We start from the raw sequence: 22,592 nt of genomic DNA on the forward strand, positions 1-22,592 counted from the left end.
GTATATAATTATTCAGATATCGTCACCATGATATGCCGCGCCAGCGGCATGGAAGGCGGCACGCTATGGTTACATGTGATACCGGAGTAAAACCGCCGAAGCCCGGCGTCAGCCGGTACTGATTGATAGATTTCACCTTACCCATCCCCAGCCCTGCCAGACCATATCCGCTTTCAGCCATGAGAGAGCTTTTGTGCGCGGTCGGAGTGGTCCCGACGAGGGTTTACCCGAAGTCGGGGCGTATCTCCGCGTTAGCGGGCCGTCAGGGCCGCTTACGAGCGTGTACTCAATACGTCCAGCCAGAAGACTGACAGCAATGACGGTGCTTAGTTACAACATTCATAATTAAAAGCGACTCTGTTCCGGCCCTTCGGGCCGGGGCGGCGGCGCTTTTCAGTTATGAGGGAGGGGCTTTGTGGTTTCGGTTCTTCGTTGGACCGGGGTTTTCCCTGTGGTTGCATTTGAATGTTGTAACTAAAGTGGCTCCGGTCGGGGCCCGCCGCTTGCGGTGGGAGGTGCATATCTGTCTGTCCACAGGACAGGCAGTGAACAGGTTTTCTTTTTAAATGAATGTAATTAAGTAGTTTAAAGGAGATACAAACAGGTGTTTAAAAGATACATTGCACCCTGTAAGACTGGCGGCTGGCGCTTTATGACATGAACGGTTGTAACTTTATGGGGAAGTCCCTTGCAGTTAAATGTGGATAAGCAAAATTCCCCGTCGCTGAGGCGTATTTTGTATTAAAAACAGGGGGAACCGGATGCGCCTGAAGGTGGATGGTGAGGTTGTTTTTTGTATGCGGTGCTGATTTTTTGTGCACTGACGGGCTTCAGGCGTGCGAATGCCTCCGGCGCGGGCCGGATTATTCTGAGGAGGTCACTTTCAGGGAGAAGCTGTGGCCAGCCGGCTGTAATTACGGTTACGTGACAGAATCATGCGCTCCTTCACACGACGCTCCACTTCGCGTTTTACCGCCTCACCATTAGCAGTGAAGCGCCCTACCGAGATTTCACGCGTCAGCTGCCGTTTCACCAGGGTGACGATATCCTGACGTTCCCTGTTCGCATCACGACGCGCACGGGCACGTTTTATTCCACGGGACTTAAGCTCTGTCTGGTAACTGCGGAAACGCTCACGCACAAAACGCCAGGCTTTCGCTATCAGTTCATCCATACCCAGTGCATCCAGTCCCTGCTTCTTGCGCTGTCTGTTTTCCCATTCCACACGACTGCGGCGTGCGGAAGCCACCGCCACCTCAGACACATCGAGAGCGGCAAACAGTGCCGGTGTGAACGTGATGTCGGTCGGAATGTAGCACCCGATAAGCGGGTCATATTCCGTCTGGTAGGTAATCAACCCCAGCTCTGACAGGAACGTCAGGGCACGGGTGGCACGAGTGATGGAGAGTTTTCCGGCAGCAGACTCTGTCGCCAGTCCGCACTCAATGGCCAGTGTGGTGATGGAGCACTGGACGCGGTTGGCCAGCGGGTCATAGTGGAAACACAGCCCCTGCAGCAGCGCATCAATGGCCCGTCGACGCAGTACCGGCGGCATGCGTCGACGCAGACCACGCGAACGGGCATGCGCCACATGAATGGCGAAATCAAAACGGGAGGTGAAGCCCACCGCCTTTTCCATCAGTTTTTCGCAGAACTTCAGCGTTCCTGCACCTTCACGGGGTGTAAACACCGGATTCGGGTTCTTTACCTGGCGGTAATACGTTTGTTGAAGATCAGTCACACCATCCTGCACTTACAATGCGCAGAAGGAGCGAGCACAGAAAGAAGTCTTGAACTTTTCCGGGCATATAACTATACTCCCCGCATAGCTGAATTGTTGGCTATACGGTTTTTAGATGGCCCCGTTAATCTTCTCTTAGTCGCCAAACTTGCTGAAGATTATCGGGGTTTTCACTTTTCTGGCTCCTGTAAATCCACATCAGAACCAGTTCCCTGCCACCTTACGGCGTGGCCAGCCACAAAATTCCTTAAACGATCAGTAATCTAGCACTGACAGAAAAAACTAGCAAGAATGTGATCCCATCACATCATATTCCGGTGACAGACCTCTTTCTCGATAAGCCTTTCTATCAACTCTGCCTGAGTTACCCCTTCCTCTGCGCACAGACTGGTAAGGTAGTTTTTTAGCTCTGGTCTGACGAAAACCTTGATCTCTTTACATACAGATCGTTTGCGCGCAGAAGCTGCTCTCTGTCGTTCTGCTTCACTCAAAGGTTTACCCTTTCTGTATGCTCGTTTTGCGCCAGATGAGGAAGTCACTGTATTTTCTGTCTGCGACATCTCGCCTCCTCAATTCTCAAACAGGGATCGTTTCGCAGAGGATACTACAGTTTTTTGAAATCAGCGACTTGAAAGTTGTGACGATGATCTGTGTTGGCGCACAAATCATGTCTGATTACGACCGTTTAATGTGATTTTGATAATGAAATGACTGAAAAGCTGGAAATGCCTTAACCTGGGTGCCGGCCCCGGGCGGGACCGGCTGTTTCTGGCATGTCGGGTGTCTGCCCCTGAAATACCTCACACTTCCGGAAAGCGGGGACTTCCGTCCCCGCCCGGCAGCTTACTTCCGTGCTTCGTAGGCCAGAGTTACCTGCACCACTGTATTTCCCCTGTGAATATTCAGCTCACATAACCGTTCCCTGAATATCAGTGAAAAACACAACACCGTGGCGCACACGGCGAGCAACCCAATTAGGGTATATTTCGTCATAAACTTTGACCTCTCTGCAAGGAAGAGGCTACAATCAGTAGTGTTCAAGTACTTCATGCAGGCCTCACGAGTTAATGGATTAACAAGTGGGGTCTTCGCATTTCTGGTACCTGCGTCTTGCCTGAACCAGAAAGGCTCAGACACCCGCCGCGATAATACCACATTCCCTGTTGCTGACTATTCCCTCCATTTCCCGCTTTTCACTACAGAAACGCCGGGGACGGGGAAAACTTGCTTTTTCCCGTCTCCGGGGTTGGACAACTGAGCAACGCGAAGGCGTCAGTGGATTTTTATGATCCTTCCAAACTCTGCTTCCATTTTTTTCATATCCTGTTCTCTCACTGCGACTATCAGTTGTTTTCCTGATTTTCGTGCCACTCTGGCAAACTGCATGACGGCAGATTCATTATTCAAATCAGGCCATCCTGTACAATTAAAAATAATAATATGCTCACTGGCGTTCAGTGCATCCCTGATAAAAATAACCGCATAATCATTTAATGTTCTGTCAGAACAACTGTAAATCTGGCTGAAATCATAATACTTATAATCAGTGATATTCAGTTTATTTAAAAAACCATCAACTTCAGAAGCTGAGTCCCCCACTATAAGAACATTATGATTAGACGATGTGATTAATTCTGATACTGCCTGATAGTTCATTTGTTCACCTTTCATTAACAGAGAAATAAGTTAATAATGTAATATGCTTCATGCTTTTAAATATCGCATTTCAATGAGAACTCAATAGCCACAGAAATATCATTATTTCCGTGAGCGCCATACCCAGGGCGGAACAGGAGCGCTGTCTGCCCACAGACCACGTTTCTGCTGTCGAGCTTCTCCCTGCAGGACGGGAAGAACAGGATCGGTGTTGTACTGCTCATAAACCCATGCAGCGCCTGCACGGACCATAAACTGATTAACATTCATTCCGTCTGGTGCATAAACCTGCCCGAGAATACGACCATAACGATCTCGCTGAAAATATGTGACAGTAACCGTTTTTCCCGCAACCAGAGATTTCATTATTTTTTCAGACCACCGTCCATATTCCTGTTTCTTTTCAGGTGCATCAATATTAACAAGACGGACACGCACCGGATGCTGAGATAACATGACGTCAATGGTATCGCCATCCAGAACACGCACGACCCGTCCATGAATATCAGCAGAAAAAACCTGACATGAAAAAACAAATAATACCACTGGTATATATTTCTTCATTTTACTCTCCGTCACTGATTACTTTTCGTGATTGCATGAATTCCATGCCGGGATGAATAACGGCTCACGTATCACGCCAAAAATAAACCGTTGAATTGTGATCAATTCGACAAAATAAGATGAGGTGCCTTAATACACATATGGCTATGTGTTACTAAAAACGCTGGTCAGCCAGCCTGACCAGACACATAAGAAAGAAAGTCTCATGCATTATTCAGCCTTCTGATACCTGGAGTAACGGAGGCTGCTTTTTCTGTCACGTATTTCCCGTGACGGCGTTACCGGTTTCCGGGGGTAACATGTGACGGAGATTATATTTTTAATCTCCGTGTATTCATCATACCTGCTCTTGCTGATAGGATAACTGTGTTATATCGCAGGCTACCGGATGTGGCGCTGAATATAATGGTCATAGATAAGTCATACATGCCCTGCTCAGGGGATTAGCGATAAGACGGACCGGGAGAGTCATCTCCCGGTTTTTCTTTATCCTGCCGCGAATACAGCCCGGCTGTCTGTCAGATTCACCGGATAACCCTGCTGTTATGCATGCCACTGTCACCTCCTGCTTCTTGAAATTCATCACATTTTTTATCCCTGCTGGCTTACCCGGGAGGTGAAATATGTTAATTCTGTGATGTCCGTTTGAAAGACAGGGCAACTCCTTCTTACACCACTATAATAATAATAACGATCTGCCATATAAGCCTGATCCCCCGGAGCTCCGCGACGGGGGTTATTTTTATCGGCACTTACACCGGCATGCAGATGCCCTCTTCAGGGCAAAATCCCGCCATGCCTCACAGGGTGCCAGCCGGGCCGCATTCTGCCAGGCCTCTGCCGCTTCCCTGAAAAAGCCACGAATCTCCTGACGGACGGCATGACGCCCCACGCGCTGATAGCGATAAATACCGCTGTGCTCAGATAATCCACTGGATACAGCCATTTTTTATCCCCCCCTTGACCCGGCTCCCGGATTATGTCAGAAACATTATGAAACATCCCTGAACGGTTGGGTGTTTTTCTCCATCAAAACTCTGGATGTCTGTTTTCCCGATTTTTTCGCTGTTGCCCTCTGTCATACAGAGGGCGTTTTTATTATTCAGCCAGGATCGCCCGCAGCTCATCCTTGATCCGGTTCTGTCTGCGCACCTTTTCCAGGCGCGCCTGCGCATACTGTTCTTCTTCCTGTGTGATATGTTCTGTCACATAGCCTTCCGTATCATAGCGGCAGGCGCCGGCTTTCATTGCGCACAGATAACTTTCCGAACGGGTGATGGCTTTCAGCGCCCGGCTGAGTTTTTTATGAGAGAGCGGGATATTTCGCTGAGACACCTCATCCAGTAAAACCTCCCGGATACTGCAGGCAAGAAGCCGGGGCGTGTTACCGTCAAACAATCCCGGCCACCAGGGTTTCAGAGTGTTCACCGCCTCATCCAGCGAGGGCAGCGTCAGATAAATGGACAGCGCCTGTCTGGCCTGTGCTTTCTTCGCCGCCAGCTCTGCTTCCCGGGCAGCCTTCTCCGCCAGTTTCTGCTTTTTCACCTTCCATTTTGGTGGCGTGGTGACATTGATGATGGTTTTCCGGCTCCGGGTCGGTGTTTCCACGTCGGTTCTTCGTTTCAGTGTCAGTACTGGCCGTTTCTGCTCTGTCATAACTCACCTGCCCTCACCGGTATCCGTTGTTCATATCAGCGAAGACGCTCAAGAGTCAGTACATCCACCGTGGCTTTCCGGTTTCCCTCATCAGAAATATCCACTTCTCCCACAACCTGAACTTTATCTCCGGCTTTCAGGGCCAGCGGGCGCCATACTTCATCATCGACATCAATGACAATACTTCCTGATGCATCACTGAGTTCAAAATGATCCTCTTCGGCTGCCAGTTGCTTCACTATCTGACCATTCAGCGTCACACCGGTCCCCTCCGTCATGCCACTCACCTGAGAAACAGTGATCACATTATTTTTAGCCTCATCCCGGATTTGCTGATCTGATTTTGCCCATACCCCCTGAACGAACATTCCCGTAATGGCTGCCACCAGTAATATTTTTTTCATCATCTGCTCCTGTTTTTTCCTGAATGCGCTCTGATTTAAACAAAAAGACTTTCACAGTTCATCCGCTTTCTTGCGCTTCCTGCTACAGGGCCATCACTCCCAGCACAGCGAGATGACAGACATAAAATACCGGGAAAAAGTCTGCCGGCCAGAAACGGGCAGCAGGCCACCGGATACCGGAGACCATCCTGACGACCATGTATGTCACTAACACACCACTGACAGCGGCAGTCACGCTGTCCTGCAGGTTAACGAGAGCAACGACCGGGAAAAGACAAAGCGCCAGCATGCTCCGTACAGAAAGGTGCGTCGTCCTGTATATCCTGTGACAGAGCATCAGTAATATGATCCCGACAGCACCGTAACTGGTGGAAGATAACGGGAACCAGAGAACCAGAAGTGTAAGTGCACTGACTGACCATACCAGCGAGTGATATTCACACCATTTCAGCATCTGTGCTGCCACCGCAAAGGCAAACAGAATATTGCCCTCATACCACGGATATCCCGCCAGAAAGTACCCGAACTGCGCCACAACAGCCCATCCCCACAGGCGGTTAATGGCCGACTGCCGGATATGCGCATGACGGGACAGATTCAGTCCCCAGACCAGCGCAAACAGCGGAAACGCGCCCCGCCCGGCCAGAAACATCCACGTCTGCTCCAGATGCAGAATGCGGTTTGCATGGTCCAGCACCATCAGCACCAGTGCCACCGTTTTGATGATATCCCGCTGTCCGGGTGACCAGACCAGCAACGACTGCAGCCAGGTACCGGTCCGGGCAGCCAGTGAATCGTTACGTGCCGTGTTCGTGTTATCCGTTGTCATCAGCGTTTGTCTTCCTGTATCAGTCTCCGCCCAGGGTTTTCTCTTTCTGCAGGTCACGGACCATATCCCGCTCCATCTGCTGAAGTCGCTCCTGCAGCAGATTTTCCCGGGCAACCTCCCGGACAGCGTCCTGCACCCGTTGAGACTCACGCAGCACACTTTCCGGCAGCGCAGTTTCCCGTTCTGATGACGAAGCCCTGTCCTGCTCCTGCCCGGCAATAGCCCTGACAGCCTGCTCTGTTTTACCGTCCGGCTGGTCAGGTTTTTCCTCTGACATTTTTCTGACAATCTCATCCGCACGGCGTTCCGTTTCACGACGGATGGCCTCTTCAGCCTGCCGCTGTGCCAGCACCTCTGCCGTGACCGGCTCACCGTTTCCGGCCCCCGGCTGGACGCTGTTGTCCGGGATATCCCCCCACACGCGACCACCGGTGATGGCACCGGGATTCCACGGACGACCTTCACCGGCGATTCTCACCACCACACCGCTGTCGGGGTTATCACGGGCAATCCGGACACCATCCTGCATATTATCAGCCAGCAGGCTCTCGCCGTTACGGCTGCCCTGCAGGGCCACAAACTGCGCATCCCCGCTGCCTTTCACCCGGCCTTCACCGCTGAATCCCCGCAGCCCGTTTCCGTCATCCGTGGTCAGTGGGTTCAGCCAGATACCGGCGGACTTGCCGTTACGGTCAAAAGCCGGCAGAGCCACATACGGCTGCGGATATTTGCGCCCCGGTGCAATAAACCGTGCCGGACTGTCGCCCCCGGCCAGTCCCGCCTGGCGGAGAACAGCACGGCCAGCTGCCACATCCCGCAGCTCCCGTGCCGTACTGAACAACCGCTCTGCATTCATGACCTCCCGGTCAGCCCCCGGCTCCAGCACATCGTGGGCCGTTCCTTTCTGTACGGCTTTGCTGATGGCATCCGTCCAGCCCTGACGGTTATCGGTGTACACCTGCACATGCTGCTTCATACGCGACAGGGCCACATAGGCTGACTCAAAGCCGGCCATCTGTTTCCGGCCACCTTCCGTGCCTTCAAGCGCGATGGCAAAGGTTTCACTTGCCCCCTGTGCACCGTGAGCGGTGATGGCATAGGCAAGGTCAATATGTTGCTCTGCCCGCTCCTGAGCGGGGCGAATCACCCGGGTCTGCTGTCCGTCCGACAGCGTGACACTGTCACCGGAAACCGCTGTCACCGTCCAGACGCTGTTGGCCACATAACCGCGCTCCCGGTCACTCTTCGTGAAGCGCATCCGGTCACCGGTCCCCACCCGGATGGTGTCCGGGGTGTACAGTGTGACGCCTTCAGCCACCGCCTCCCGGGGCGAAATCAGCCGCGTGTTACCTTCCGCATCCTCCAGGGTTATCAGCCCGTCATCCCTGCTGATACCGGCAATCCGGTGATACACACTATCCACCAGGGCAAGGGCATCCGGGTTATTCTCCCAGGTGGAGAGACGACGCAGTTCTCCGTCACGTATATTCGCTGTGTTCAGGACAGGCACCATGACCTGCTCTTTCCCCAGCTCACCGGCCTTTTCCCGTGCATCATGAATCATGCTGTTCAGTACGCGCCGGTCCTCATTCAGGTGCGTGACAATCAGCGTCTGCTCCCGTGCTTCCGGTGTCCTGCCGGTATAGTCGCGGACAATGGCTTCATACAGTGTCATGGGAACATCCGGGAAAGCCTCGCCTTTCAGCATCGCCTTCTGCTGCGCTTCTGCCAGTTTCGCTTCCTGGCTGTGACTGAACTCCGTCACGGAGTGCTCCGGTGCCCATGCACCCTCCTGACGTGGCACCTGAGACGGTTTCACACTCTCAAGCCCGGACAGTGCCCTTTCCACATCCCGGTTAATCAGGCTGTATACCGCCTCCCGCAGTTCCGGCGTCTGACGCACAATCTCCTTCATGATGGCCACATCGGCAGCACTGCGCGTCTGCTGGAGACGGAAAGGCTGACCGGGCGCGATGGCCTGCAGCTGGTCCGTGTCACCGCTGGCCACGGCACGACCACCACCGGCCGCAATCAGGGCGTATGCCCGTGCCATGTCGGTATTGCCCACCATTGAGCTCTCATCGAGCAGGAACAGCGTGTTGCTGAAATCCGGCGTTTCTCCGCTGCGCTGCTGCAGCTGCGTGTCATGCAGAAAGGACGCCAGTGTCTGTGCATCCACGCCGGCGCTGCGCATCTCCCCGACCGCACGGTGCGTGGGCCCCAGCCCAACGACACGGGGACGCTCACTCTCCGGCAGCATGTTCACGGCTGACATCACCGCCCGGAACTGTGTGGTCTTACCCACACCGGCATAACCCTGCACCACCGTGAAACGGTCGGACGTTTCCAGTATCATGCGGGTGGCGGCACGCTGCCCCGACGTCAGTGTCTCCATGAGTTCGCCGGGTACCCTCTCCATCAGCGGCGTGACCGCCTCCTTACCTTCGAGAATATGGCGAAGAATGCTCTTTTCTGCCTCATACGACGCACGGGAAACCAGCAGGCCTGTGCCATAGCCTTTAGCCACATCCACATGCAGTAAATCACCGCGTTTTATCTGCGCATTGATTTCCCCTCCCAGTTCAGTAAAACCGGTTCCTTCTGCAGCAAACGACTTCGCCTCTGTCAGCAGGTCCACATGGCTGAAGGCCAGGTTTTTACTTTCCAGCACAGGAAGGGCCAGATGAATGGCCTGCTGTGCCGGCGTGTGAAGTGCGGACTTCTGATGACTGATGGCACTTTCCAGCAATGTCTCACCGGCACGCGCCTTTATCTGCTCAGAAACCACCGTAAAGGAGGGATGGCGGGCAAGTTTTTCTGCAGTACGGGTTTCATCCAGCGAGGAATACAGCCGGACATCACGACCGCTGCGGGCCAGACCGTTCAGGGTGGCGTTGTCCATTGCCATCTGTGTGACGGAGGCAAAAACCTTCGCACTGTCACTGACGGAATGCCCGGGCGTTTCCACCCAGCCGCTCTCCAGCTTCAGTGCCGTGAATGGTGAATCAGCCACAGGCAGGGAGGCCGGTTCAGCCCGCCCCGGCACAACAACCGTCATCGCATCTTCACTGACGGATGCCACCTGCAGGCGGTCACCGCCGGAGACGCGGAGTCCGGGAATTTTCCCTGTCACCCTCAGACGCTCGCCGTCTGCCACCGGCATTTTTTCCGGCCGGAACAACGACCAGCTGCTGTCCAGAGAAGAAATACGCACCACCTGCGTTTCACCCTGCGCATCCCGCAGGGTCAGGCTGTGACTCTGCGCCGTCACCCGGTCTATCACATAGCGGTCATGACTGCGTGTCTCCGGGTTCCACTGCTCCATCACCATCCCGGGGCGGTACATATCCCGCAGATAACGGCTCCGGCTGTCCAGCCAGACCGGTGACAGGGCGGTCATGGTTACCTCCGGGTGTCCGAGCACGCCCTGTGTTTTCAGCTCACTGCGAATGGCCTGTGTCAGTATGGCCTGTTCCCGTACCCCGCTGACCTGTGCCACGCTCTCTTCTCCGGCTTTCACGCTGGCCGCAAAATCTCCGGCCAGCCGGGCATAGCGGACATTACGGTCCGGTTCACTGATGATGGTTGCCGGTCGCTGCTCTCCCCCCTGCCAGCGATATATGTTCACCCCGGCATCCTTCATGGCCATCAGCGCACTGCCTGTACCGGTTCGCTGCCCGCTGTCGGTTATCAGGATCTGTACGTTATGACGTGCGGCACCGTCCAGCAGGGTTAACGTCTCTTTCAGGGAGAGTTTTTCGCCCTGGTCGACGATAACGGTACTGCCCGGCGTGAAGGCCATGCCTTCCAGCAACTGACGACGTCCGGTTATCAGTTCACCCGACAGCCGTTCATCCTGCTTCAGGTTCATCTGCGAGCGACGGTCAGCAGCGATAATCTGCACCTCCCGCCCCTGCTCCCGGGCCATCATGACCAGTTCAGCCACCCGCTCACGCTGCCCGGCTGCACCGCCCTGCCCGGACACAATAGCCAGCGACGGACGGTCCTGTGCCAGAACACTGACCGCATCGCTGTAACCGGCAGTCCGGGGAACACTTTTCTCCGGATGTACAGTCACCCGGTTCTGTTTCATGATGTCACGACTGAGTGCCCGGACGGACAGCTCATCGAGCACATGAATCCCGGACGTGAACAGCCCCTTCTCACGATCGAGGGGGATAAGCTGCTCACGGCTGATGGCCTCATCGATACCGGCGCGTGCCCGCTCAATCACACCATTTTCCGGCGGCAGTATACCGACCGTCCTGGCCAGCACGTCCGTATACGTGAACTGCACTTTTCGTTCACTTAATCCGGCAATGGCCTGTGTCACCGCCTGCTGCACATCCGGCCCGTCCTGTGAAGCGGGTCCGGGTGTCTGCGTGCGGGTCTCCGCCCGTTGGTCCGCCGCGTCACGATACGCCCGGATGTCGAACCCGGTTTCCTTCAGCGTCTGCATCCATTCAGCCATTCTGACTTCAGGATCGACGTGCTGTTTGGATTTTCGCGTATCCAGTGCCGCCACATCCCGGGATTTCAGCGAGGCGTCCTCCCCGACGGCCGCCCGGATAGCCTGTGAGCGTCCGGAAAAGGCCTCCACCGGTACGCCCGGCATTTCCCACATACCGTGCTTACCCACCACTTCAGTTTCATAGCCCAGCGCCTCAACGCGCTGACGTAGCTCACTCTGATATATTTTCCCGAACGCAATACGGTTCGCGAGCACGTTCTCGGAAAAACCGGTTTTCCCCACTTTATCACTGCTCAGTGTCTTCCATTCGCCGTTATGCTGCGTGACATTAGCCACCACCGCATGCGTGTGTAACTGTGGGTCCTGATCGCGACTGGTGTCGTGGTTAAACAGTGCCATCACCAGATTACCGGTCAGTACCGTTTCTGACTGTCCGTCCGTCATCACCCGTGTGGAAGCCAGCGCCTCCACCTGACGGACAGCAAAATCCACGGCCTGATTATGTGCATCAATCAGGCGCTTATCGCCACCTAACATGGCCATCATGGAGACACTTTTGGGGGCGGAGAAGGTCAGGTCGTAGCCGGGACGATGCTTATTACTGCCATCCTGCATACGGCTTAAATCCGCTCCGTCCGGCAGCTTCCCCTCCAGAAGACGGGTAAAGACATCCTTATCAACACTGCCCTGCAGCCCAAGCTGTTCAGCCCCCTTGCCCGCCCAGCGTTCCCCCATGCTACCCAGCACATAGTAATTATCCTTGTCGGTGTAATAGTTTCCGGCACTGCCTGCCGATTTAACAACGCTGAAACTCAACATCAGAAATCATCTCCCGGCTCAACATCCTCCCCGCGCTCCCGGTGCACGTTGATATTTACCTCTTCACGGCGCTGCATCTGCTGCTGGATATCCGGATTCTGCTCCCGTTGCCATGCCTCATAAACGGCCATATCCACCACTTCACCGGATTCACTGATCCCGGGTGGCAGTTGCTGTTCCATCACTTCTTCCGGTTTCATTTTCAGCTCCTGCTCGATCCCCCCTGCCGGAACATTCACACCTGCATCTGACTTCTTATCGTTGATGGCAGGAGACACCGGCTGTTGCGGCTGTTCAGCCCGAGTCACGTCTTCTCCGGAAACAACCTCCGGGACATCCGGTTCGAAGAGGCTGGCCATCTGACGACCTTCTGCTTCCCTTGCGGCAAGTACGGCACTCAGACGGTTCTCCATTTCCGGGTTGATGTCACGCGGAATAAACTCCGGAGCAACCTTCGGTCGTGCCTGATATTTCAGGGAGAGTTTTACTGCCGGATACGGTCCGGGCAGGGTGACATAACAGGTCAGATCCGGCAGAGACTGAATGTCGGAATAACTGACCAGCGTCTGACGCTCCATATCCTTACCGGTCGATACCCCGTCACGTACCGGATCAGCACCGTAGGAATACTGCTCGCTGGCTTTCAGGTGCTCTTTCTCACCAATTTCACCGGCAGCGAACTCTGCAATCTTATGGCTCGGGGAACGGAAAAAGGCACGGGTGTTCATGACATCAAACAGCGTGGCCGCCGCTTTCTCCCCGTAGATATCTTCCAGCTGGGCATAGGACTGGATACCGAACACATAACAGCCGCCGAACTTACGGGCTTCCGGCAGGATCTCCACCAGGTCCGGGAGTTTATGCAGCGTGGGCAACTCGTCACAGAAAAACCACACACGACGGTTACGGTTTTCTCCCATTGCCAGCAGGCCACGAATGGCAATGGACAGCCACATGGAGATCACCGGCTTCAGGGAGGCATGCGTGTCGGCATTCGACGAGATGAACAGCCAGCCGTTTTTCTGATCTTCCCGGACACCACGCATCCAGTCACGGATGGTGAAGGACTCACCGCTATGCTCAATCCCCTGCAGGTAACGGATAGCTTTCACGTAGTTGGTCAGCACGGCACGGATGGAGATGGCCGTTTTTTCGATTTTCTCTTCCACCAGGTTGGCCGCCGGTGAATTACGCAGGAAGGTACGCAGTTTTTCAATTTTGATGGAAAGCAGTGTGTCCACCAGTTTGCTGTAGCTGCGGTTGGGGTCATTACGCATCAGGTACGCCGCTTCCGCAAAAATGGTACGTCCTGAACCCTGCCAGAACGGGTCCTCTTTTGTGCCCATCGGGATCAGCGTGTTCGCTGTATTATCAAAATCCGGCTGTGTCAGGCACTCCTTCCACAAATCCCAGGCGGCACAGCGGGCATCCAGCGGATTCAGGATTTTATCGATGGAGGGATCATAGTAACTTTTAACAAATTCCCCTGAACGGTCATAAATCACCACCATATCACCGCGCTGACGGGCGTAGTTGGCCAGACGACGGATAACTTCCGACTTACCGGCCCCGACCGTGCCGTGCAGACAGAAGTTCTGGATTTCAGAATCCCGGATAATCGGCAGATCGCCAATCCGGATATCGGAATCCTTGCCGTCTTTTTTCAGCATCCGGGCAACGTCTTTCGGATTGTCTGTCAGCTGACGACCACCTGTGACTTCATTTTCGCTCTGTTGTTTACCCTGACGCCCCAGAATCCAGGAGACAACAAAGAAGGTGATCAGGCAAATAACCAGGGCCACGACAGAAGCCAGAACGAATGCCGACCATAACTGCTCACCGCACCAGATCATATATTTATCATGCAGTACCTGAGCCGCGTTCATCCGGAAGGTTTTGCCGTAATACTGGATCTCATAGACCGGCTGGGACCTGATTAAATCCCGCATGCCTTCCAGCGTGGTACACCACCAGTAAATACAGCCGTTCACAAACGTCTGCCAGCTTATTTTTACCCATAAAACCAGACCAACGAGTATCCAGAAAAAAATAAACAGGCAGTAAAGCATGATATTGGCGATCTGGCTGAACATGCGGATACGCATGGACGCAATCTGACCGCCCTGGGTCATATCCTTTGCGTTAAAACTCATGATGAAACTCCGGTAAAGTCAGGAACAGAGCAGAAAAAGAGAGGTGTGGAATACATTCACAGAACAAACCATGTATACCCTGTATACCGGTGGTGATAGCCGCCTGCTGGTCTGCCGGAAGAAACTTTTTCCAGCACGATATCAGTCAGGCGCAATATTTCAGACCAGTCACTCTCGTGTGAATACTGGATCTGAACAAAAAGGCGTACCCGTTCACGATAATCCAGAGCCGTGCCCGGTTCATAAACGTGGCCACTGTCAGGAGAAACACGGGACGTTTTATTGATGCGATCGTATTTATCGGCATGAGTCTGTGACGACAGAGACCAGGTAATATTTTCTTCCTGCTCACCATCAATACGGCTACTCCCGGGCGTCCAGGCAATTTCCTGCGCACTGGTCACGATGATCTGTCTGGAGACTTCTGCCAGCTTTTTGGGGGTACAGAATACCGGAGCCAGCACACACAGGGACAACAAATTACAGCGGCCCTCTTCCGGCTTAAGCGGATTGCTCCCGGATTTCTCAGGAAAAGATATTTTTGTCAGTATTTCAGTTAATTCCTTATGCCTGAGAGAATTAATAAAGCACATGACAAGCATCATGAGAAACAATATAACAATAAGCCCTCCGATAACCACTAAAAGGTCAGCATCAATATTATTGCTGTACAGATAATCTTTTGTGGTTGCTGTATTATCCTGTATCACCGGGGAGTATTCAGTTACAGTTACAGGCTTCTCAGTAAATTGATTATTTTCACCGACATATTCAGCGATATTGTCTGATGTCATAATGACTTTCTCCGGAAGCTTCCGGCTTCGCCGGCAACACTTCACGGTCGCACAAAGAATTTGCACAACCGTTCAGTGTTCTCATATTTATTTCGGAAACGCCGGGAAGTGACAAAATTTATTTTGTTACTTTCCGGGGTTGGACAACGAGCAACGCGAGGCGTCAGCTATTTTCTTCTGCGACGTCCGGTCGGATATTCACTCACAGGAAGATATTCTGTTGCGCTTACGCCGATCTCATATGCAGAGAACGGTTCCAGTGCTGTCAGGTATCTCTGGCAGGCTATGGCCAGTTCAGAATCTCCGGTTGCATCAGCAAACCGGTAAAGTTCTTTTAATAACTCCCGACATACATGCTCAGGATACTTTTCACTGTCATAGCCCAGCAGAAAGAGTACCTGCGAGAGACGAGATTCTGCACGGTTCATGTATTCATCCGGGGCAGGAATATCGGCCCGGTACAATCTGTCCGGGCCGGATGGGTAATTTACAGGATGTTCGCGATGGATTTAGCCAGCTGGTCTTCCAGTACAGGCTTCGCTTCTTCAAATTTCAGGTTAACCTTGTTGGCATTGGATACCACACGGGTCTGGTATTTATGCTGATTTCCGGTTGATGTGCTGGTCTGCACTTTTGCACCGGAGGTTCCCTGACGGAGAGCTGCAACATTATCAGTTCTGACTTCAGATGTTGTCCGCTCTGCAATCTGCACATCCGTGATCATGGTGTAGTTGATATCCTCCACCATTGCATCGGCAGCCATACCAATCAACCCTGTGGCAATCCCTACACCCAGCGCCGCACCGGCAGAGCTGGAGTTATATCCTGTGATGCCGGTGCCCAATGCTGCACCGGCAATGGCACCTTCATAACCGCTGTTCAGCCAGGTCTGAGACTCCCGCAAATCCATTTTGTCTGCCTTCAGGACATTGGCCTGAATCCAGTAGTATGCCTTGTCAGGTGAGCTAACAACCTGGTAGCCTTTGGCTTTAACGGCATCACTGATTTTTGCCTGCAATCCGCTCATATCCTTGTCAGATGTGTTTTTGATTTGCAGGAAAACGGTGCGTTCACTGGAAGGCTCCAGCCAGATGGTTTCACTCATCTGAGTTTTAACTTCAAGATTACGCTTCTTGATTGCTGTGCTCATCGCACCACACCCTGAAAGGACCAGAGTGGAACTAACCAGTGCAACCATCATCAATTTTTTTGTTTTCATCCATAATATCCTTTTAACTAACAGACTCTTTTTTCAATGATTGTATAACTGCAACAATCCCAGATAATTTATAGCGACTTATATCAATAAGATAGAGCAAAAGGAATAAAGCATATAAAACAATCAATGTAAACACATATAAGAAAGAATGCATAAACGATATTAAAGAAAAGACAATCAAGAATGAGTATATGTATGATTTGGCTTTTGAATACATACATATAACTATCTTAGACTCAGATCTAAATTTATCTGGAATTGAAAGATACAGCATCATTCCATTTGTAATAGCCACAAAAAGAATCAACCCCATCATACCACTAATACATACATCAACTCCTGAATACCTAGGAGAGTCATGGTATAGTAAAAATTGAACAAATGTCGGCCACAGAAAAACAAATAAAAAAACACACACTCCAGGTCTTATCACCTGAAGTAAGGGAGGTATATTTACGCCCTCATTAGACAAAACAGCCTTTAACCTTTGAGTTTCCATTTTTATATCATAATGAGTTATCATAATGGCCCCTTCAGTCGTTCCTTTTTATCATCAATCATTTTTTCACAGCCTCTTCTGATGGTTCAGGTATTATCTTTTGACTTTCTCGCTCTTCATTATATTTATTATCCTGAGATAATGCCTCTGTTTTATGGTGATTTTGCAGTTCAGAATACTGCCCTCTTACAATATTTTCTTCGCTACGTATACTGCTCTGAGTATCCCCGATATTGCCTCGATATTCTGTGACCATATTATCAACCTGCTGCTTCACATCGTTACGGATATTACTGTCCTGCGTTCTTTGCTCAATAATACCCTGATGCCCCTGATGGTCTGCAATAATATCCTGGCTGCCACCGCCCGAAGGTACGCTCTCCATTCCTTTACCGATATCGCCACGGGATTCACGCCAGGCATTATCAACACCAGGCTGCACCTGTTCCTGCACAAAAGACCACGCCATCGCCCGACGGCGTTCTGCAATCTCCGGTGAACTGGTATTTGTCAGAATAGCTTCTGCATCCTGCGGTGCGCGCTTCATCACATACTGTGCAAACTGTTGTGACAGGTCTTCACTCATCTGCCCGCTCATACTTTCAGTACGGGAGGCCATTTCCGCATATTCATGGCTGCGGGTCATATTCGTTGTGTACTGATCGTAACTCTGTTTCGCTGAGTTCAGGGCTGCAGACAATTGGTCCACACGGGAATCAGCATTATTGTCCGTATGGCTGCCGGATTCACTGACCTTACGATTCATAAAGTAATCGCTGGCCTCTTTAAAGTCCTTACTGGCTTTAGCGTCAATATCATGACGGGCATCATGGCTGGCTCTGCTGCCACTACTTGCTGAATGTGAGTCATCATCCGTGCGATCAAGACTCCCCTTGAATCCCCCTCTGACGCCTAATCCACCACCGACGCCAAGAATTTCAGGTTTAATCCCCCATTCAGCATGAGCATCAGCATATCCCCCATACGAAAACTTAGAAGTTGTTGATGCCAGCTCCTGAGTCGCCTGTTCATTACTGATATTATGCGCCTTCGCATAGCTTTCCACCGCACTGCGCATACGGCTGGCCATCATGGAATCCTGCGCGCTCATCGTACTGTCAGCGCCACTGGTGACTGAATCACTACTTCCCCGGTTAGAGCCAAACTGGCTGAGCGTGTTCCAGGCACTGGCAATACTGCTGCTGAAACCATGCAGGGCACTTTCCGCCTTATTCATCGACTCCCGGGCCATTTCCTGTTGCGCTGCTGCAATCTGACGCGTTGCATTAATACCAACCGGCAAACGGGACATTGCCCCACTGGCATCCATCACCATACTGCCGTCACGGGTCTGAGTGGCGGTTGCCCCACTACCGGTCTGGTGCGTCATCTGACCAAATGACGTGGTGCTGTTGGTGCTCCAGCTGAAGCCGTTCACGTTATTCGTCTGCATGTTGCCGTAGGAGTAATTACCATCCACCACACTGCCTGCCGCACTGGCGGTTGGCGTGATGGAAGAAGACGCAAAGTGGCTGTATACGCTGGAAAATCCGGCACCAAGGCCTCTTACCATCATCCACGAAAGAGGAGGGATCATCGCTGAGAGATAACCTGCGGTTGATGCCAGGTCGGAGTATTTCAGCTGTATCTGAGAGACTTCCGACAACACCACCGGGGCACCGTTCTGCTTCGCATAGAATGTCATGGCACTGTTCAGAATGGCGTACAGCAGAGGCCATGTCTGCAGCCACATAAGGGCAAACACATAGCCCTTCAGCACCGGCAGTGTCATTTTATTAAATGCAGCAGCCAGTACCAGAAGCGGGAAAATACCAATGGTTATTCCGGTCAGAATGGTCTGGACCATCGGCAGGTTTCGCATTATTACATGTCCGACAGAGACGTGCGCCAGTCGCTGTTTCTCCATTGATGAGGTGGTGGCCAGACTCACCAGGCTGGCCGTATCACCGTTACGGGCCGCATTACTGGTGATACCCTCTTTCAGTGCATTTATTGTCACATTCTTACGCATAATCTGACTGGCCGACTGGCTGGCCCCGTAGAAATAGCTGTAACTGTCACTGAGCAGTTCCCTGAATAACAGGTCAGGGTCCGGTCTGCCGCCAAATAACTGCTGCACATAATAATGCCAGGTCTTGCCTCCGCTCTTTGTATCAAGATTCAGCTTGTCTTTCAGCGTGACCGACGCATCCTTGCAGCTGACAAAATTATTATTACTGTCATATACCCCCCGCAGCGGGCTGGGCCGGGAAAAAATCACCATATAGGGGTCATCAGCCACCATCAGGTCTTCCAGCGTGTATTTGTGGTTCAGGTAAATATCACCCAGCACGCAGTTCTGGACGTAGTCCTGAAACAGATTGATGATTTCCGGATTCCGGGACAGGAAATCGGTGCTTTTCACAATCAGATTCGCCCCGAACAGCATGCCTGTCTTGCTGTAGGTGGCGCTGTCAGGCTGAGCGAAAACCATCTCATAGCCGGCCACCATCGCATGCCCGATACGGGTCGTCAGAGAAAGTGGCATCGCCAGCCCGACCGGTACATTGTCCACACGATGAACCTGAACCAGGTCACTGTTATCAATAATCTGCACCGATGTGCGGACATTAATCAGCAGACTGATAAGCACAAACACGGCAACCCATCCCAGCAAATCCATCACGTTATGTCGCTGTACCCACATAAACGCCACAGCAACAACAGACAGGGTGAGCGCAATTTTTTCGATGGAATCCCACGTCCGGGTACTCATAAAGGCAGCGATGGCATTCAGGTTGTTCCGTAACCATTCCCCACCGGCGATGACATAGACCTCGTTCACTGTACGCCTCCCCCGAAGTGATAATTATTCTGGTAACGGCTGAGCATACGGGCAGACAACTGCTGGCGCATGTAGCTCATCTGACGGTCAACGACCAGCAGTGCATCCTGCTGGACCTGCACCTGGCTCTGGAAAATGGCAATCTGTTGCTGCGCCTGATTAAGGTTATCGAGCACACTGTCCAGGACCGCCTGCGGGTAGTTCCCGGTGGAAATCATCGCCCGGGCCTGCTGAAGCAGTTCCTGAATGTACTGGAGCATGATGTCGTAACCGATATAGTCCGTCAGCTGGTAGAGAACACTGTTGGATACGCCCAGCATCAGTGGGTCAACCAGATATCTGAAAACAGGAATGGTGGTGCTCTGAATGAAGGTTTTTTCGTTCTCAGCCAGCGGAGAATCACTGAGCGCCTTGTTCTGAATACTGGTGAGCAGTTTCGCTATCTGTGACTTGAGCGCCCTGTCCTTGCTGATGGTCACATTCGCATCGGCCACCACTTTGAGGCACTTATCCGAATCATTGCAGTGATAAATTTTCGCGGTACCCCCTTCCATAATCGCCCGGACAATATCGCGGTCAGTGGTTCGTGCAGGAAGAGGGGTAATCTCACTGTCTTCACCAAAAATCAGCGTACCTGTGAGCGTCATAATGAACTCTTTCAGCTCTTTGTTACCATCAAGCATCCTGTTTTTGGACAGCGAGTCCCAGATGATATTGATGTTTTTCAGTACCCGCTCCTTGTCCTTATCGCTGGCCTTGTCACGCACCGCAGAAGACTGCCCTCCGACCGTGCACCCCTGACGGGAAGCGGCCCAGTCAGCGAAGATATTGCTCTCACCTGCAATATCCTGGCAGACCTTCTGCTGCGACTCCTGCGTCTGAGGAAACAACCCGCCAACTATCCCCTGGGCCACCTGACAGCTACTGAGGTTCATACTGTTAATGTCATTCGCCATCTTCTGCAGGAAGTCTTTCGCGGTTTTGATTTCGGGCACCGTTGTCTGCAGGGCAAGGTCAAAAAAGTACCCCATCGCGTTACTCATAATCTGCTTAACAAAACGCTGCAGCTGCTCGCCATTAATAAAACTGAATGAGCCGAGATAGGCATCGATGCCACCACACCCTGCATTGATGTCGGGCAGTGTCATGGAGATAAGCTGGATATTTCTGACCTGATTACGGGCATACAGAGAACCGCCATAGGCATACCCGGCAGCCTGCCCCTGCCAGACTCCGGCCTGGGTGGTATTGGTGGCAAAGCCCAGCTTGTTGAAGAACTGGTTCATGTCGCTGTTCACATCCGCTGACGCAGCAGGTGTGACCGTCAGTAAAGCGGCACAAAGAACCAGAAGAGGTTTAATGCGAAGCATTATTGCCACCCTCCCTTAATTTGTTCTCCCGGCGCATACGGCGTTTCAGCCGGAATATCCTGATCCCCCCGTTTATTAATTCATTTAAAGGGTTCCTGACGTATACGATAAGAAATCCACCTGCAAACGCCCATAACGTATACGGAATGACATACATCAGGATGTTCCACATATAGTGGAAATTAAGTAATTTCGGGTCCGCGTTCCACGAATCAATACAGCGATCAAAAATACTGTGCATAATCACCCATAAAAAAGTTCCGGCAGCAACGAACACAAAAAACAGATCAAAATATATATCAGAAACCCTGCGTTCATAATCATAATCATAATCATAATCATAATCATAATCATAATCCCGTTTAGTTTTTCTGTTTTTTTGTTCCGCATCATTTCTTTTTTCTTTCATTATAAGTTTCCTCTGATATTTCTGATGATTCATTCAGACCGTTCATGCGGCTGTAATATATTTCAGACACTGAAATCCATCCCACAATTGCCCCCACAAAAAACACAACAGAAACAGAAAAGGTAAGACACAGCGAAACGACAATTTCTGCAGGGCTGGCGGGATAAAAAAGCCCCTGACGGATAAAGGGGATATTCAGGCTGACGATGATTCCGGTCGCGATGCCGGATATTCCGGCAATGAGTAACACCACCTGCTTATTTCGCACCTTTTTTCCCTCCGTACATCTGCAGAACGGTATCCATCCGCGCCATAAAACCGGCAGCATCCGATGCGCCCTGTAAAAGCGGCAGCGCTTCAAGCGTATTGACGTTAACCAGGAAGGTGGTCGGTGTGGCCACCGGGATATTCGGGAAGAATGTTTTCAGTACATCCGGTGGTGCAGGTAACGCCTGCGGAAAGGCCGTATCACCCTGACCATCCAGGGTATAGGGAAATACGGAAAATCCGTACTGCAGCGCCAGCTGTTTCAGTACCGGGTCAAACTGGTGACAGTACGGACATCGCCCCTGCATGAACAGCACCACTTTCCAGTCAGCAAGATTGACCTGAGTTCCGTTGCTGAGGCGGAACCAGCGGGTTGCTGCTTTCTCCTGTCGCGCCAGTGCGTCTGCTGCCGGCTGAGTTGTCCGTGCGGCCATTCCCTCCGGATGCCAGAGTCGCTCGATTTCCGCACGTGTGGATGCCTGTGTACAGCTGGCCAGAAAAAGCAGGACAACGGACAGCGATTTAACGGGAAACATGTTCATCATCATTATCCTTCCGTTCTCTCAGTAACAACTGCTGTCTGACTTCCAGTGCCTCACGCTCTTCCTGACTGACGCGGGCTATCCATGTATCCAGTATCTGGTATGCGCCAAACAGAACGAGAATGGCTGCAATAAGCTCTGCCAGAAAGAAAGCCACCCAGGGTTTTCTGTAAACCAGACGGGCAACAATATGAAACCAGACCCCCAGGGAAAATACCCACATACCCGTAATATCAAGCCGGGGTAAAGAGAATTTATATTTTCTCATATTTAAAACACCATTATTCAGTATATTGCTGATTTCATCAATCAGACATGGTTATGTTAATTATCACGGATTTAATACTATGGGTT

At 52.0% G+C, this 22,592-nt stretch carries 22 protein-coding genes; all 22 read right to left on the minus strand.

What is annotated here, in order from left to right; all coding sequences use genetic code 11:
• Positions 1-883: 883 nt before the first annotated feature.
• Complete coding sequence (repA, locus tag E0D98_RS11255) at positions 884-1,741, minus strand: incFII family plasmid replication initiator RepA (RefSeq protein ID WP_032209713.1); 858 nt, start codon at positions 1,739-1,741, stop codon at positions 884-886.
• Positions 1,734-1,808 carry a RepA leader peptide Tap gene (gene tap, locus E0D98_RS11260; protein WP_001365705.1) on the minus strand — a complete coding sequence of 25 codons (75 nt, stop codon included), beginning with the start codon at positions 1,806-1,808 and terminating at the stop codon, positions 1,734-1,736. Before tap ends, repA begins: the two co-directional genes overlap by 8 nt.
• 235 nt (positions 1,809-2,043) lie before the next feature.
• A complete protein-coding gene (locus E0D98_RS11270) occupies positions 2,044-2,301 on the minus strand; it encodes a replication regulatory protein RepA (protein ID WP_047081708.1) in 258 nt (85 codons plus the stop codon).
• A gap of 283 nt (positions 2,302-2,584) precedes the next feature.
• On the minus strand, positions 2,585-2,734 hold the full coding sequence (locus E0D98_RS11275; protein ID WP_001336447.1) for a Hok/Gef family protein: 150 nt from the start codon (positions 2,732-2,734) through the stop codon (positions 2,585-2,587).
• 279 nt (positions 2,735-3,013) lie between these two features.
• A complete protein-coding gene (locus tag E0D98_RS11285) occupies positions 3,014-3,397 on the minus strand; it encodes a hypothetical protein (RefSeq protein ID WP_001109063.1) in 384 nt (127 codons plus the stop codon).
• 102 nt (positions 3,398-3,499) lie between these two features.
• On the minus strand, positions 3,500-3,961 hold the full coding sequence (locus tag E0D98_RS11290; RefSeq protein WP_000760086.1) for a thermonuclease family protein: 462 nt from the start codon (positions 3,959-3,961) through the stop codon (positions 3,500-3,502).
• A gap of 742 nt (positions 3,962-4,703) precedes the next feature.
• Entirely contained in the window at positions 4,704-4,907 is a 204-nt protein-coding gene (locus E0D98_RS27885; RefSeq protein WP_001336517.1) for a hypothetical protein, read from the minus strand.
• A 152-nt stretch (positions 4,908-5,059) separates the two neighbouring features.
• The gene (locus E0D98_RS11300; RefSeq protein ID WP_131890637.1) at positions 5,060-5,617 is read right to left on the minus strand and encodes a fertility inhibition protein FinO; all 558 of its coding nucleotides are present in this window, start codon (positions 5,615-5,617) and stop codon (positions 5,060-5,062) included.
• A 35-nt stretch (positions 5,618-5,652) separates the two neighbouring features.
• Positions 5,653-6,024: a NirD/YgiW/YdeI family stress tolerance protein gene (locus E0D98_RS11305; RefSeq protein ID WP_085949223.1), complete on the minus strand. Its 372-nt coding sequence runs from the start codon at positions 6,022-6,024 to the stop codon at positions 5,653-5,655.
• Positions 6,025-6,103: 79 nt separating this feature from the next.
• On the minus strand, positions 6,104-6,850 hold the full coding sequence (gene traX, locus E0D98_RS11310; RefSeq protein WP_047084354.1) for a type-F conjugative transfer system pilin acetylase TraX: 747 nt from the start codon (positions 6,848-6,850) through the stop codon (positions 6,104-6,106).
• A 19-nt stretch (positions 6,851-6,869) separates the two neighbouring features.
• Positions 6,870-12,140, minus strand: a complete 5,271-nt coding sequence (traI, locus tag E0D98_RS11315) for a conjugative transfer relaxase/helicase TraI (RefSeq protein ID WP_087672647.1) — start codon at positions 12,138-12,140, stop codon at positions 6,870-6,872.
• Positions 12,140-14,293 carry a type IV conjugative transfer system coupling protein TraD gene (gene traD / locus E0D98_RS11320; protein ID WP_131890640.1) on the minus strand — a complete coding sequence of 718 codons (2,154 nt, stop codon included), beginning with the start codon at positions 14,291-14,293 and terminating at the stop codon, positions 12,140-12,142. The genes traI and traD overlap by 1 nt, the downstream gene beginning before the upstream one ends.
• A 56-nt stretch (positions 14,294-14,349) precedes the next feature.
• Complete coding sequence (locus E0D98_RS11325) at positions 14,350-15,087, minus strand: hypothetical protein (RefSeq protein WP_050864284.1); 738 nt, start codon at positions 15,085-15,087, stop codon at positions 14,350-14,352.
• A gap of 167 nt (positions 15,088-15,254) precedes the next feature.
• Positions 15,255-15,515: a hypothetical protein gene (locus E0D98_RS11330; RefSeq protein ID WP_001077900.1), complete on the minus strand. Its 261-nt coding sequence runs from the start codon at positions 15,513-15,515 to the stop codon at positions 15,255-15,257.
• Positions 15,516-15,574: 59 nt separating this feature from the next.
• Entirely contained in the window at positions 15,575-16,306 is a 732-nt protein-coding gene (traT, locus tag E0D98_RS11335; RefSeq protein ID WP_087672649.1) for a conjugal transfer complement resistance protein TraT, read from the minus strand.
• A 13-nt stretch (positions 16,307-16,319) separates the two neighbouring features.
• Positions 16,320-16,829: a conjugal transfer entry exclusion protein TraS gene (gene traS / locus E0D98_RS11340; protein WP_050864282.1), complete on the minus strand. Its 510-nt coding sequence runs from the start codon at positions 16,827-16,829 to the stop codon at positions 16,320-16,322.
• Between the two features lie 34 nt (positions 16,830-16,863).
• A complete protein-coding gene (gene traG, locus E0D98_RS11345) occupies positions 16,864-19,650 on the minus strand; it encodes a conjugal transfer mating-pair stabilization protein TraG (RefSeq protein WP_131890643.1) in 2,787 nt (928 codons plus the stop codon).
• Positions 19,647-21,020 carry a conjugal transfer pilus assembly protein TraH gene (traH, locus tag E0D98_RS11350; RefSeq protein WP_000944332.1) on the minus strand — a complete coding sequence of 458 codons (1,374 nt, stop codon included), beginning with the start codon at positions 21,018-21,020 and terminating at the stop codon, positions 19,647-19,649. The genes traG and traH overlap by 4 nt, the downstream gene beginning before the upstream one ends.
• The gene (gene trbF, locus E0D98_RS11355; RefSeq protein WP_240723734.1) at positions 21,007-21,429 is read right to left on the minus strand and encodes an F-type conjugal transfer protein TrbF; all 423 of its coding nucleotides are present in this window, start codon (positions 21,427-21,429) and stop codon (positions 21,007-21,009) included. Before trbF ends, traH begins: the two co-directional genes overlap by 14 nt.
• Positions 21,410-21,757, minus strand: coding sequence for a P-type conjugative transfer protein TrbJ (gene trbJ / locus E0D98_RS11360; RefSeq protein WP_071532380.1), 348 nt, complete (start codon positions 21,755-21,757; stop codon positions 21,410-21,412). Before trbJ ends, trbF begins: the two co-directional genes overlap by 20 nt.
• Positions 21,687-22,232, minus strand: coding sequence for a type-F conjugative transfer system pilin assembly thiol-disulfide isomerase TrbB (gene trbB, locus E0D98_RS11365; RefSeq protein ID WP_032106629.1), 546 nt, complete (start codon positions 22,230-22,232; stop codon positions 21,687-21,689). The genes trbJ and trbB overlap by 71 nt, the downstream gene beginning before the upstream one ends.
• A complete protein-coding gene (traQ, locus tag E0D98_RS11370; protein ID WP_032106621.1) occupies positions 22,219-22,506 on the minus strand; it encodes a type-F conjugative transfer system pilin chaperone TraQ in 288 nt (95 codons plus the stop codon). Before traQ ends, trbB begins: the two co-directional genes overlap by 14 nt.
• Positions 22,507-22,592 lie beyond the last annotated feature (86 nt).

This window comes from Escherichia sp. KCJ4928 (assembly GCF_004352695.1).
Classification (GTDB): Bacteria; Pseudomonadota; Gammaproteobacteria; order Enterobacterales; family Enterobacteriaceae; genus ECMA0423.